At 54.1% G+C, this 13,839-nt stretch carries 12 protein-coding genes; 8 read left to right on the forward strand and 4 right to left on the reverse strand.

Going from position 1 to position 13,839, the window contains the following annotated elements; genetic code table 11:
- Positions 1-3: 3 nt before the first annotated feature.
- Genes NSQ51_RS05540 through pyrE form a run of 8 tightly spaced genes read left to right on the forward strand, consistent with a single transcriptional unit; the run spans position 4 to position 9,484 of the window.
- On the forward strand, positions 4-930 hold the full coding sequence (locus NSQ51_RS05540; protein ID WP_033016126.1) for an aspartate carbamoyltransferase catalytic subunit: 927 nt from the start codon (positions 4-6) through the stop codon (positions 928-930).
- Positions 893-2,179: a dihydroorotase gene (locus NSQ51_RS05545; protein ID WP_121649917.1), complete on the forward strand. Its 1,287-nt coding sequence runs from the start codon at positions 893-895 to the stop codon at positions 2,177-2,179. The genes NSQ51_RS05540 and NSQ51_RS05545 overlap by 38 nt, the downstream gene beginning before the upstream one ends.
- A gap of 1 nt (position 2,180) precedes the next feature.
- The gene (locus NSQ51_RS05550) at positions 2,181-3,275 is read left to right on the forward strand and encodes a carbamoyl phosphate synthase small subunit (protein WP_033016107.1); all 1,095 of its coding nucleotides are present in this window, start codon (positions 2,181-2,183) and stop codon (positions 3,273-3,275) included.
- The gene (carB, locus tag NSQ51_RS05555; protein WP_121649916.1) at positions 3,268-6,465 is read left to right on the forward strand and encodes a carbamoyl-phosphate synthase large subunit; all 3,198 of its coding nucleotides are present in this window, start codon (positions 3,268-3,270) and stop codon (positions 6,463-6,465) included. The genes NSQ51_RS05550 and carB overlap by 8 nt, the downstream gene beginning before the upstream one ends.
- On the forward strand, positions 6,462-7,235 hold the full coding sequence (locus NSQ51_RS05560) for a dihydroorotate dehydrogenase electron transfer subunit (RefSeq protein WP_049624358.1): 774 nt from the start codon (positions 6,462-6,464) through the stop codon (positions 7,233-7,235). Before carB ends, NSQ51_RS05560 begins: the two co-directional genes overlap by 4 nt.
- The gene (locus NSQ51_RS05565) at positions 7,232-8,173 is read left to right on the forward strand and encodes a dihydroorotate dehydrogenase (protein ID WP_033016100.1); all 942 of its coding nucleotides are present in this window, start codon (positions 7,232-7,234) and stop codon (positions 8,171-8,173) included. Before NSQ51_RS05560 ends, NSQ51_RS05565 begins: the two co-directional genes overlap by 4 nt.
- Positions 8,145-8,864 carry an orotidine-5'-phosphate decarboxylase gene (pyrF, locus tag NSQ51_RS05570; RefSeq protein WP_121649915.1) on the forward strand — a complete coding sequence of 240 codons (720 nt, stop codon included), beginning with the start codon at positions 8,145-8,147 and terminating at the stop codon, positions 8,862-8,864. The genes NSQ51_RS05565 and pyrF overlap by 29 nt, the downstream gene beginning before the upstream one ends.
- The gene (gene pyrE / locus NSQ51_RS05575; protein WP_033016098.1) at positions 8,861-9,484 is read left to right on the forward strand and encodes an orotate phosphoribosyltransferase; all 624 of its coding nucleotides are present in this window, start codon (positions 8,861-8,863) and stop codon (positions 9,482-9,484) included. Before pyrF ends, pyrE begins: the two co-directional genes overlap by 4 nt.
- 413 nt (positions 9,485-9,897) lie before the next feature.
- Here pyrE and NSQ51_RS05580 read toward each other — a convergent pair whose 3' ends face one another.
- From NSQ51_RS05580 to NSQ51_RS05595, 4 genes are all read right to left on the reverse strand, one after another.
- Positions 9,898-10,575, reverse strand: a complete 678-nt coding sequence (locus NSQ51_RS05580; RefSeq protein ID WP_233434049.1) for an RNA-guided endonuclease TnpB family protein — start codon at positions 10,573-10,575, stop codon at positions 9,898-9,900.
- Positions 10,572-10,925 (reverse strand): hypothetical protein, encoded by a 354-nt coding sequence (locus NSQ51_RS05585; protein ID WP_233434050.1) that lies wholly within the window; start codon positions 10,923-10,925, stop codon positions 10,572-10,574. The genes NSQ51_RS05580 and NSQ51_RS05585 overlap by 4 nt, the downstream gene beginning before the upstream one ends.
- 272 nt (positions 10,926-11,197) lie before the next feature.
- Positions 11,198-11,758, reverse strand: coding sequence for a Uma2 family endonuclease (locus tag NSQ51_RS05590; protein ID WP_049626429.1), 561 nt, complete (start codon positions 11,756-11,758; stop codon positions 11,198-11,200).
- A 248-nt stretch (positions 11,759-12,006) separates the two neighbouring features.
- On the reverse strand, positions 12,007-13,746 hold the full coding sequence (locus tag NSQ51_RS05595; protein ID WP_121649914.1) for an NFACT RNA binding domain-containing protein: 1,740 nt from the start codon (positions 13,744-13,746) through the stop codon (positions 12,007-12,009).
- Positions 13,747-13,839: the final 93 nt, after the last annotated feature.

The raw sequence follows: 13,839 nt of genomic DNA on the forward strand, positions 1-13,839 counted from the left end.
CCAATGACCCATCTTTTTACATTGAGCGAACTGCCGCTTTCCGACATCACCCGGCTGCTTGATGAAGCGGAAGCGTTCCGCCGCGGCCGCGCTTGGCGCCCGGCCGCGCCGATGTACGTCGCCAACTTGTTTTTCGAACCGAGCACGCGCACGAAATGCAGCTTCGAGATGGCGGAACGGAAGCTTGGGCTTCATGTCATTCCATTTGACCCGGAACGCTCGAGCGTGCAAAAAGGGGAGACGCTGTACGATACCGTACGGACGCTTGAGGCGATCGGCGTCGATGCGGTTGTCATCCGCCATCACGAAGATGCGTATTTCGAAGCGCTCCGCCATGCGGTCGGCATTCCGATCATCAACGCCGGTGACGGCTGCGGGCACCATCCGACCCAGTCGCTCTTGGATTTATTGACGATCCGCCAAGAGTTTGGCGCCTTCACTGGCTTGACGGTGGCGATCATCGGCGACATCCGTCATAGCCGCGTCGCCCGCTCCAATGCGGAAGTGTTGACACGATTGGGCGCGAACGTCCTGTTTTCCGGACCGGCGGAGTGGAAAGATGAAACGAATCCGTACGGGACGTATGTCGAAGTCGACGAGGCCATCGCCCGCGCCGATGTCGTAATGCTGTTACGCATCCAACATGAACGCCATGCGGAAACGATGGGGCTGACAAAAGAAGAGTACCATGCGCGGTACGGGCTGACGCTTGAGCGGGCGCGGCGGATGAAATCGGGCGCCATCATCTTGCACCCGGCGCCGGTCAACCGCGGGGTCGAAATCGCCAGCGAACTTGTCGAAGCGAAGGCATCGCGCATTTTTAAACAAATGGAAAACGGCGTCTACGTCCGGATGGCTGTCTTAAAACGGGCAATGGAAGGGAGAATGGAGCATGGACGTATGGCTGAAAAATGGCATGTCGTTCAATGAAGATGGGAAATTGGTGCGGACACATCTCAAAATGGAACACGGAACCATTGCGGCGATCCTGTATGAACAGCCGCTCGAAGCGGATGGGGAGGACGTGATCGACGTCGGCGGCCGTCTCATCGCTCCCGGCTTGATTGACTTGCACGTTCATTTGCGCGAACCAGGCGGCGAGGCGAAAGAAACGATTGAAACGGGCACGCTCGCCGCGGCGAAAGGCGGTTTTACGACGGTTGCCGCCATGCCGAACACAAATCCGGTGCCGGACCGGAAAGAGCAGATGGAATGGCTGCAAGCCCGCATCCGCGAAACGGCGCGCGTCAACGTGCTTCCGTACGCGGCGATCACGATTGGGCAAAAAGGGGAGGAGCTGACCGATTTTGCGGCGCTAAAAGAAGCAGGGGCGTTCGCCTTTACCGATGACGGCGTCGGCGTCCAGTCGGCCGGGATGATGTTTGAAGCGATGAAACAGGCGGCGGCGCTCGATATGGCGATCGTTGCCCATTGCGAGGACGACACGCTGACAAACGGCGGAGCGGTGCATGACGGCGAGTTCGCCCGCCGGCATGGGCTCGCCGGCATTCCATCCGTCTGCGAGGCGGTGCACATCGCCCGCGACGTCTTGCTTGCCGAGGCAGCCGGATGCCATTATCACGTCTGCCATATCAGCACGAAAGAGTCGGTGCGCGCCGTCCGCGACGCGAAGCGGGCGGGCATCCGCGTCACGGCCGAAGTGACGCCGCACCATTTGCTCTTGTGCGACGAAGACATTCCAGGGTTGGATGCAAACTACAAAATGAACCCGCCACTGCGCAGCCGCGCGGACCGCGAGGCGCTCATTGAGGGCCTGCTCGATGGCACGATCGATTTTATCGCTACGGATCATGCGCCGCATACAGCAGCGGAAAAAGCGAAAGGCATCGAGGCGGCGCCGTTTGGCATCGTCGGGCTCGAGACGGCGTTTCCGCTCTTATATACCCATTTCGTCAAAACAGGCGTGTTTACATTAAAGCAGCTTGTCGACTGGCTGACGATCAAGCCGGCGCAATGTTTTGGCCTTAAGGCCGGACGGCTTGCCGTCGGGGCGCCGGCGGACATTGCGGTCATCGATTTGGAAACGGAAGAAGCGATTGATCTCGAGACGTTTGCCTCAAAAGGGAAAAATACGCCGTTTGCCGGCTGGAAATGCCAAGGCTGGCCGGTGATGACGTTTGTCGGCGGAACACTCGTATGGAAGAAAGGAAGAGAATGACATGAAACGGCAGCTCATTTTGGAAGACGGTTCGTTTTTTGTCGGCGAAGCGTTTGGCAGCACGAAAGAGACGACCGGCGAAGTCGTCTTTAACACCGGCATGACCGGGTATCAAGAAATTTTGACCGACCCGTCGTATTGCGGGCAAATTGTGACGATGACGTATCCATTGATCGGCAACTACGGCATCAACCGCGACGACTTTGAAGCGATCCGCCCGTACGTGCACGGATTCATCGTCAAAGAAGCGTGCCTCATGCCGTCCAACTGGCGCGGCGAACTGACGCTGGATGAGTATTTAAAAGAAAAAGACATTCCGGGACTCGCGGGCATTGACACGCGCAAACTGACACGGGTCATCCGCCAGCACGGAACGCTGAAAGGAATGATTTGCGGGCTGGATGTCCATCCGGCGGAAGCAGCAGCCAAGCTGCGGGCGATGGAGTGGCCGCGCGACCAAGTGCGGCGCGTCTCAACAAAAAGCGCCTACCCAAGCCCGGGGCGCGGCGAGCGCGTCGTCTTGATCGACTTTGGGATGAAGCACGGCATTTTGCGCGAACTGAACAAGCGAAACTGCGATGTCATCGTGTTGCCGTACAATGCGACGGCGGAAGACGTATTGAGCTGGCATCCGGATGGGGTCATGCTTTCCAATGGACCGGGCGACCCGAAAGACGTGCCGGAAGCGATCGAGATGATCCGCGGGATCTTGGGCAAAGCGCCGCTCTTTGGCATCTGCCTCGGCCATCAGCTGTTCGCCTTGGCATGCGGGGCGAATACGGAGAAGATGAAATTCGGCCATCGCGGCTCGAACCATCCGGTCAAAGACTTGCGCACCGACAAAGTCGCCATCACGGCGCAAAACCATGGTTATACGGTCACGCATGAATCGCTTGCCGGCACGCGTCTTGAAGTGACGCATGTCGCCTTAAACGACGGCACGGTCGAAGGGCTCCGCCATCTCGATTTCCCGGCGTTTACGGTGCAATACCATCCGGAAGCGTCGCCGGGGCCGGAAGATGCGAATTCGCTGTTTGACGAGTTTTTGGCGCTCATCCGCCAGTTCAACAAGAAAGGAGAAGTCATCCATGCCTAAACGCCGCGACATTGAAACGATTTTAGTCATCGGCTCGGGGCCGATCGTCATCGGCCAGGCGGCCGAGTTCGACTACGCAGGGACGCAAGCGTGCTTAGCCCTAAAAGAAGAAGGATACAAAGTCATTCTGGTGAACTCAAACCCGGCGACGATCATGACCGATACGGAAATCGCCGATAAAGTCTATATGGAGCCGCTGACGCTCGATTTTGTCGCCCGCATCATCCGCAAAGAGCGGCCGGACGCGATTTTGCCGACGCTCGGCGGCCAAACGGGCCTTAACTTGGCGGTGGAACTGGCCAAAGCCGGGGTGCTCGAGGAGTGCGGCGTCGAAATTCTCGGCACGAAGCTTGAAGCAATCGAAAAAGCGGAAGACCGCGAACAGTTCCGCGCCCTCATGAACGAGCTTGGCGAGCCGGTGCCGGAAAGCGCGATTATTCACAGCTTGGAGGAAGCGTACGCCTTTGTCGAACAAATCGGCTATCCGATCATCGTCCGTCCGGCGTTCACGCTCGGCGGCACGGGCGGGGGCATTTGCACGAACGAAGAAGAGCTTGTCGAGATTGTGTCAACCGGCCTGAAGCTGAGTCCGGTGCACCAATGCTTGCTTGAACGGAGCATCGCCGGCTACAAGGAAATCGAATACGAAGTGATGCGCGACGCCAACGACAACGCGATCGTCGTCTGCAACATGGAAAACATCGATCCGGTCGGCATTCATACGGGTGATTCGATCGTCGTCGCCCCGAGCCAGACGTTAAGCGACCGCGAGTATCAGCTGCTCCGCAACGCGTCGCTTAAGATCATCCGCGCGCTTGGCATCGAAGGCGGCTGCAACGTCCAGCTGGCGCTTGACCCGGACAGCTTCCGCTATTACGTCATTGAAGTGAACCCGCGCGTCAGCCGCTCGTCGGCGTTGGCGTCCAAAGCAACGGGGTATCCGATCGCGAAACTGGCGGCGAAAATCGCCGTCGGGTTGACGCTTGATGAAATGATCAACCCGGTCACCGGGAAAACGTACGCCTGCTTCGAGCCGGCGCTCGACTATGTGGTGGCGAAAATTCCGCGCTTTCCGTTTGACAAATTTGAATCGGCGAACCGCCGCCTTGGCACGCAAATGAAAGCGACCGGCGAAGTGATGGCGATCGGCCGGACGTTCGAAGAATCACTGTTAAAAGCCGTTCGTTCGCTCGAGATCGGGGTGCATCATCTGGAATTGAACGAGGCGAAAACGGCCGCCGACGACGTGATGGAAAAACGGATCCGCAAGGCGGGCGATGAACGGCTCTTTTACATCGCCGAGGCGCTCCGCCGCGGGGTGACAGTGGAGACGCTGCATGAATGGAGCCAAATCGACCGCTTTTTCCTGCATAAGATTCAAAACATTATTGAGATGGAAACGGTCTTGAAAAACCACCCGGGCGACCTTGACGTGTTAAAAAAAGCGAAGGGGCTCGGCTTCTCCGATGCGGCGATAGCGGCATTATGGAACAAAACGGAGCGCGACGTTTACGCGCTGCGCCGCCAGGAAGGCATCGTGCCGGTGTACAAAATGGTCGATACGTGCGCAGCCGAATTCACGTCGGAAACGCCGTACTACTACAGCACGTACGAGGAAGAAAATGAATCGATCGTGACGGAAAAACCGAGTGTCATCGTGCTTGGTTCCGGCCCGATCCGCATCGGCCAAGGGATTGAGTTTGACTACGCGACCGTCCATTGCGTCTTTGCGATCAAACAAGCCGGCTACGAGGCGATCATCATCAACAACAACCCGGAAACGGTCTCGACCGACTTCAGCACATCGGACAAACTGTATTTCGAACCGTTGACGGCTGAAGATGTGATGCATGTCATCGACCTCGAACAGCCGGTCGGCGTCATCGTCCAATTCGGCGGTCAGACGGCCATCAACTTGGCGGCGGAACTCGAAGCGCGCGGCGTCCGCTTGCTTGGGACGACGCTTGAAGATTTGGACCGTGCCGAAGACCGCGACAAATTTGAACAGGCGCTCTCAGAGCTTGGCATTCCGAAACCGGCCGGCAAAACGGCTGTTTCGGTCGAAGAAGCGGTTGCCATCGCCGAAGAAATCGGCTATCCGGTGCTCGTCCGCCCATCGTACGTGCTCGGCGGCCGGGCGATGGAAATTGTCTACAACCGCGAAGAGCTGCTTCATTACATGGAACATGCCGTGCGCGTCAATCCGCAGCACCCGGTGCTCGTTGACCGGTACATCACCGGCAAGGAAGTCGAAGTCGACGCCATCGCCGACGGCGAGACGGTCGTCATTCCGGGGATCATGGAACATATCGAACGGGCCGGCGTCCATTCCGGCGACTCGATCGCCGTCTATCCGCCGCAAACGTTAAGCGATGACGTCATCGCAAAAATTACCGACTATACGGTGAAACTGGCGCGCGGGCTGCATATTGTCGGGCTGTTGAACATCCAGTTCGTCGTCGCAGGCAGCGACGTCTACGTCTTGGAAGTGAACCCGCGCTCAAGCCGCACGGTGCCGTTTTTAAGCAAAATCACCGGCGTGCCGATGGCGAATCTCGCCACGAAAGCCATTTTAGGGGCGAAGCTCGCCGACATGGGTTATGAGACGGGCGTCTGCCCGGTGCGCCCCGGCGTGTACGTGAAAGTGCCGGTGTTCTCGTTTGCGAAATTGCGCAACGTCGACATTTCGCTCGGCCCGGAAATGAAATCGACCGGCGAAGTGATCGGCAAAGACGTGACGTTTGAAAAAGCGCTCTATAAGGGGCTCGTCGCCTCCGGCATCCAGATCCAGCCGCATGGGGCGGTGTTGTTGACGGTGGCCGACAAAGACAAAGAAGAAGCCGTCGAGCTGGCGCGCCGCTTTGCCGACATCGGCTACCAGCTGTTGGCGACGAACGGCACGGCGGAAACGTTGAAAGCGGCCGGCATTCCGGTGACGGTCGTCAATAAAATCCACTCGGCGTCACCGAACATTTTGGATGTCATCCGCCAAGGGAAGGCGCAAGTCGTCATCAACACGCTGACGAAAGGGAAGCAGCCGGAAAGCGACGGCTTCCGCATCCGCCGCGAAGCGGTCGAAAACGGCATCCCGTGCTTGACGTCGCTCGATACGGCCCGGGCGATGCTGCAAGTGCTCGAATCGATGACGTTTTCAACGACAGCGATGACGGAAGGGCTGGTGCGCTCATGATCGGCCGCGAACGAATGACGGTCGCAAGCCAGCGGCGGATCGCCGAGCGGACGTATGAATTGACGCTTGCTGGTCGCCTCGTGCAACAGATGAAACAGCCGGGCCAGTTCGTCCATGTGAAGGTAGCGGCAACGGCCGATCCGCTTTTGCGCCGCCCGCTCAGCCTTTGCCATATCGATCGGGAGCGCGGACAGTGCACGATCATCTACCGCCAGGAAGGAAAAGGCACCGCGCTGTTGGCGCAAAAACAGCCGGGCGATGCGGTCGATGTGCTCGGCCCGCTCGGCAACGGCTTTCCGCTCGAGGCCGCGCCGGCGGGCGGCCGCGCGCTGCTGGTCGGCGGCGGCATCGGCGTCCCGCCGCTCTATGAACTGGCGAAACAGCTCACAAAGCGCGGCGTCAAAGTGGTGAGCGTGCTCGGGTTTCAAACGAAAGCGGCGGTCTTTTACGAAGAGGAATTTGCCGCGTTCGGCGAGACGCATGTCGCGACCGATGACGGCTCGCACGGAACGGCCGGGCGCGTCACCGATGTGATCGAAGCGCGTTCGCTTGAGTTTGACGTCTTGTACGCCTGCGGTCCGAAGCCGATGCTTCGGGCGCTTGCGGAACGGTTTCCGAACCGGCCGGTGTACGTGTCGCTCGAGGAGCGGATGGGCTGCGGCGTCGGGGCGTGTTTCGCCTGCGTCTGCCATGTGCCAGGGAGCGAGACGGCGTATAAAAAAGTATGCAGCGACGGCCCGGTGTTTCGGGCCGGGGAGGTGGTGCTATGAACCGGCTTGCGGTCGAACTGCCGGGTCTTTCGCTCAAAAACCCGATCATGCCGGCGTCCGGCTGTTTTGGATTTGGCCGCGAGTACGCCCGGTTTTACGATTTAAGCGTGTTAGGCGCCATTATGATCAAGGCGACGACAAAAGAGCCGCGCTTTGGCAACCCGACACCAAGGGTGGCAGAAACGCCGGGCGGGATGTTAAACGCCATCGGCCTGCAAAACCCCGGCCTTGACAAAGTGCTCGAAGAAGAACTGCCGTGGCTTGAACAGTTTGACGTACCGATCATCGCCAACATCGCTGGCTCGACGGTGGAAGAGTACGTCGAGGTAGCCGAAGCGATTTCCAAAGCGCCCAATGTCCATGCGTTAGAGCTCAACATTTCCTGCCCAAACGTGAAAAAAGGCGGGATTGCGTTCGGCACCGTGCCGGACGTGGCCGCGGAACTGACGCGGCTTGTCAAAGAAGTGTCCGCCGTGCCGGTTTACGTGAAGCTGTCTCCGAACGTCACCGACATCGTCGCGATGGCGAAAGCCATTGAACAAGCGGGCGCCGATGGCTTGACGATGATCAACACGCTCGTTGGCATGCGCATCGACGTGAAAACAGGCCGGCCCGTTTTGGCCAACGGCACCGGCGGCTTATCTGGCCCGGCGGTCAAGCCAATCGCCATTCGCATGATTTATGAAGTGAGCCAAGCGGTGTCGATTCCGATCATCGGCATGGGCGGTGTGCAAACGGCGGAAGACGTGCTCGAGTTTTTCTACGCCGGCGCGAGCGCGGTTGCGGTCGGCACAGCCAACTTCGTCGATCCGTTCGTCTGCCCGACGATCATCAACGACCTGCCGGCGCTGTTGGACGACCTCGGGATCGGCCACATTTCCGAATGCATAGGAAGGAGCTGGAAGACCGGTGCACACGCCGTTCATTGTCGCGCTTGATTTCCCATCAAAACAAGAGGTGGAGCGGTTTTTGCGGCCGTTTGCCGGAACGCCGCTGTTCGTCAAAGTCGGCATGGAGCTGTACTATCAGGAAGGTCCAGCCATCGTCGCGTTTCTCAAAGAACAAGGATATGCCGTCTTTTTAGACTTAAAACTGCACGACATCCCAAATACGGTGAAACAGGCGATGAAAGGGCTCGCCCGTGTCGGCGCCGATTTGGTGAACGTCCACGCCGCCGGCGGCCGGCGCATGATGGAAGCGGCGATCGAGGGGCTTGACGCCGGCACGCCAAGCGGCGCCGCCCGACCGCGCTGCATCGCCGTCACCCAACTGACAAGCACGGACGAGCGAATGCTTCATGAGGAGCTGTGGATTTCCCGCCCGCTTGTGGAAACAGTCGCCCATTACGCCGCCTTGGCGAACGAAAGCGGCCTTGACGGCGTCGTCTGCTCGGCGAACGAAGCGCCGCTCATCAAAGAACGGTGCGGCGCCTCGTTCCTCGCCGTCACCCCGGGCATCCGCTTTGCCGATGAGGCAGCGCACGACCAAGTGCGCGTCGTCACCCCAAGGAAAGCGCGTGCGCTTGGTTCTGACTACATCGTCATCGGCCGCAGCCTCACCCGCGCCGCCGATCCGCTCGGGGCGTATGCCCGCCTGCAACACGAATGGAACGGAGGAGAGAGAGAATGAAACACGACATCGCCGCCAAACTGCTTCAAATCGGGGCCGTCGCCCTGCAGCCGAACGAGCCGTTTACATGGTCTTCGGGCTTGAAATCGCCGATTTATTGCGACAACCGCCTGACGCTCGCTTACCCCGACGTGCGCCGCACGATCGCCGACGGCCTCGCCGAACTCATCCGCACCCATTTCCCTAAAGCGGACCTCATCGCCGGCACCGCAACCGCCGGCATCCCGCACGCCGCCTGGGTGAGCGAGCGGCTTGAGCTGCCGATGTGCTACGTCCGCAGCCAGGCGAAAGCGCACGGCAAAGGAAAACAAATTGAAGGCCAAGCCGAACCGGGCCAGCGCGTGGTCGTTATCGAAGACTTGATCTCGACGGGCGGCAGCTCGCTTGCGGCCGTCCGCGCCTTGAAAGAGGCGGGCTGCGAGGTGCTGGGCGTCGCCGCCATTTTCACATACGGGCTCGAAAAAGCGAAACAGGCGTTTGCCGAAGAGAATTTGCCTGCCTACACGCTTACGGACTACAACACCCTCATCGAAACGGCCGTTCGCCTTGGCGCCGTCAGCGAACACGATCTGGCGACATTGCGAAAATGGCGGGAGAATCCGGAGGAGTGGGGGAAATAAAATCAACGCAAGCGAAAAGGGGCTGACGCAAAAGCCCCTTTTTGATGAAAGTTCACCGAAGTACTAGGATTCTTTCTCCATTTTGACGACAAATCTTTTACTCATGCAAGCTTCTACAAGAAAATGGAAAAACATGTCGAACTTTGTCTGTTCCGAATGGCCGTAAAATTCAGTGTATCTTTAATGAAGCAGCCAATCACAGGTTTCTTCCACCTACACCCCAGCTGTAAATAGCAGCTTTGAAGGAACCACAGCGAATTGGAGTGGAACAATGATTTATCGGATCGCTTCAAACAGCTGTTGTTAGCAAACGGCACTTCCGTCAACTATGAATATGACGCGAATGACAAGGTTACGAATAATGTTTAATTTATTCAATTATATTAAAATCTTTTATTAAACATTATTCTTTGTTAAGCTACATTTAGCTTAACAGGGTGTAACCCTACACCCTCTACCCCATTGGCGAACGTCTTTGGGAATACTTTTCTCATGATGTTGTATGCTCCATTGACATCTGCGTTAATTAAAATACCTTTATTGGATTTAAATAAACCTCTCTTAATTCTTCTGTTCTTATCATAATTTTCTTTGATTGGAGCTTCGCCATCTAAAAACGATGTTCCACTTGTATATGATTCTTCTGTTAACACAACCTTAATTCCAACTTCTTCACATTTGTATTGTAATTGTTCAATAAACATATCATAAGGAATTTGAACGAACGCTTGATTTAATCGTTTCCCTAAATCAACCTCTTGTTTCCAATTATCATTTTTACCAATAACAATCGTATCAATATTATGCTTAACACACCAATCTACAACATATCTACTTGCTTTATGCATGAAGTCTTTAATTTTATTATTTCGTTTTAATGTTAATTTTTCTAGTCTTTTACTCCAATTCAATCCATTTTGTTTCTTTAAAATACTTTGAAAATACGCTTTTTGTTTGTTGTAGTATTGATTTATGGATTTGACTCCTTTGCCATTAATAACAATCGGTGTTTCACCGATGTTATTTACCATAGTTACAAAGTTGTTTAATCCTAAATCAATACCTACAACACGATTACTTTCACGAATCATATTTGGAATTTCTTTTTTTTATAAACAACTTCAATTACGTAAATACTACCCTTTGGTACAATTCGCACTTGTTGCAATCCTTCAATAACCTTTGTTTTTAGTTTTAAATCAGTTTTTGGAAATTTAATATATCCATCTTTAATTTTGCATTGTTGATTAGTAAAAATCACCACATTACGCCCATTTTTCTTTTTATATTTAGGCAACTTTGGTTTACCCAAATATTTTTCTTTGTTTTTACTCCAATCCTTTATAGCCTTGAAAAATGACTTCCAGTTCTTATCTAGCAATCTTAATATTTGTTGCGATGTTTGAGCAGGTAATTCTTTATAAACTTGTTTATGTTTCAACATCTTATCTAATGAATTATAACGAATCCATTCATTGTTATTTATAAACTCTTGTCTAACAATGTAATTAGCATAATTGTAAAGATTTTTAGATTTGAAACATAAATCATTACAATAATGATATAAGTAATGATAGGAATTAATTTGATGTTGTTCAACTCTTGTTACTAAAATATTTATCGCCTCCTTCATTTATATTTTAATATTTTTTTATTATAAATTTTTAATATTCTATATTAGATTTAATTTATTTTTTGACTATACGGATATTTTTATTGAAAAAATAATCGCCTCTCCTCGAGAGAACAATCGGTAAATAGAAAAGAGATGATGGTTTCATTTTCCCCAAACGCTTCTCTTTTTTTAAAAAATCCATCTTCTAACCCAAATACTTCAATCGTTTTATACAAAGGGTCAACAATCCAATATTCTTTTACACCAAATTGTTCGTATAGTTTAAATTTTTCATTTCGATCTTTTAATGCTGTAGACGGAGAAAGAACCTCGACAATGAGTGTTGGTGCGCCTAAACAGCCGTTTGGTGTTAAGTTGTTTCGATTGCAAATGACAGAAATATCGGGTTGAACGACATGTTTTGCATATGTGTAGTCATCGTTTTCGGAGAGACGAACATCAAAAGGAGCAATGGCAACGTAGCAATCTTTATTTTGAAAGTACGAACGAAATGCGAACGATAGTTCCATAACGGTAAACTGATGCTCCCACGTTGGTGAAGGGCTCATGTTGTAAGCTTTTCCATCAATAAGCTCCCAACGCCCATCCCATTGAATATAATCGGCATACGTATACAGTTTGGATGGTTCTGGATTCATCGGATCTCCCTCGCTTTTTTCATTATTATACCATATCCAAAACGGCAACGATGATTGAAGATAACAAATTGCATTCGCGATGGCGGCTTGTGGTTGACTCGACAAGTTTGCAAAGCGGGCTGTCCGTAAGGCCAATGCAGCTGGTCTTACAGACAGCCCGCTGTCTTTTATGCGGCGCTAGACCGTTTCGGTTTGCGGGAGTTCGCGCGGATCGCCCGATGCCGTGTTGGGCGGCCATTGGGGCGCGTTTACGATGGTTTCGCCGCTTGTTCTTTTTGCCTCTGTTTCATGGTGCGGACGAGTTCTTCATCCGGTGTGACGTAGAGCGTTTGCTCGTTTTCGTAAATGACAAATCCCGGCTTGGCGCCGCTCGGTTTTTTTACATAGCGGATGCGCGTGTAGTCGACAGGCGCGGAGCCGGAATGGCGCGCTTTGCTGAAGTAGGCGGCAAGATTCGCCGCTTCCAAGAGCGTCTCGTCAGACGGCTGCTTGTTCCGGATGACGACGTGCGAGCCGGGAATGTTTTTCACATGCAGCCAAACATCGTCCTTATGGGCGAGTCTGGTCGTGAGATAATCGTTTTGTTTGTTGTTTTTGCCAACGAGTATTTCCGTGCCGTCGCTTGCGACGTAGCGGTCGAGCTCAGGGACGGCGGTTTTCCGCTTTTTCGCTCCTTTGGCCGCGCGCGGGCGCAAATAGCCTTGTTCAATGAGCTCGTCGCGGATTTCCTCGACATCTTTCGGCGAGGCGGTTTCAAGCTGGCTTAAAATCGTGTCGCAATAGGCGATGTCTTCTTTCGTCCGCTCGATTTGTTCTTGAACGACGGCGAACGAGTTTTTCGCTTTTTGGTATTTTTGAAAGTACTGTTGCGCGTTCTCGGACGGCGATTTTTGCGGGTCGAGCGGAATGGTGATGGTGCCTCCGTTTTCGTCGTAGTAGTTTGCGACCTCGATTTCCGTCATGCCGCGCTTTATGGCGTACAAATGGGCGGTGAGCAGTTCGCCGTACAGTCGATAAACGTCGGCTTTCTTTGCTTCTTCGAGCGTCTGTTCGAGCTTTAGGAGCTTTTTCTCGTTTTTCGCCTTTTCGTTCGCCATGAGACGCTCGATGTCATGAGCTTGCTGCTTGACGCGGTCGCGCTCGGCCTTGCCGAAATAAAAGCGGTCCAATAGCTCGCTTGCACTCGCAAACGGTTGGCCTTCGATTTTTAAGTGCTTAAGCGGCAAAACGTAAAACCATTCTTTTTCCCCGTTCGTGTACATCATCGGGGCAAAGCGGCGGCCGCGCACGTCATCGATGAGCGAAAGAAAGCTTTTTGGCAGCGTCGTCCGGTTGGCGAGTCCAGCGCGGAACACCGCCTCATTGGCAAATAGCGGCGAAATGCCGCTGAAGGCGGAAACAAGCTGATGGGCGAGCTTGCCGGCGTGAAAGTCGATTTTTTTCAGCACCATTTCTTCCGTCGCCTCAAGCGGGTTCAGCTTGCCGTGCGTCGGTGGGGCGACGTACGGATGCCCGGGAAGCACCGTCCGGTAGCGGTTGACCGACGGCGGCAAATGTTTCAAGCTGTCGATGATCGTGTTGGTCGATGCATCAACGAGGATGATGTTGCTATGGCGGCCCATCACTTCGATGATGAGCCGCTTCGTCTGCAGATCGCCGAGTTCATCGCGGCCTTTTGCATCGATGATGATGATGCGGTCGAAATCGGCTTGGCGGACCGACTCGATGATGCTTCCTTCCAACTGTTTGCGCAGCCGCATGCAAAACATCGGCGGCTCGGATGGGTTGTTGTACGTTTCGTTTGTCAAATGGACGCGCGCGTACGTCGGATGCGCCGACAGCATCACTTTATGGTTATGGCCCCGGGCGCGCACAAGCAGCACGATCTCATACGCCGACGGCTGGTGGATTTTCGTGATCCGCCCGCCCGCAAGCGCCTCTTCGAGTTCACCGACAATGGCGTACGTAAACACTCCGTCAAAGGACATGGAAAACACCTTTCTATTTCGTTTGTTTGCTATTTCGATCTTACCATACGACCCGCCGTTTTGAACATTTCTTTGAATATTACCTGAAGACGG

Origin of the sequence: Geobacillus sp. FSL K6-0789 (assembly GCF_038593135.1) — a bacterium.
GTDB classification, from domain to species: Bacteria; Bacillota; Bacilli; order Bacillales; family Anoxybacillaceae; genus Geobacillus; species Geobacillus stearothermophilus.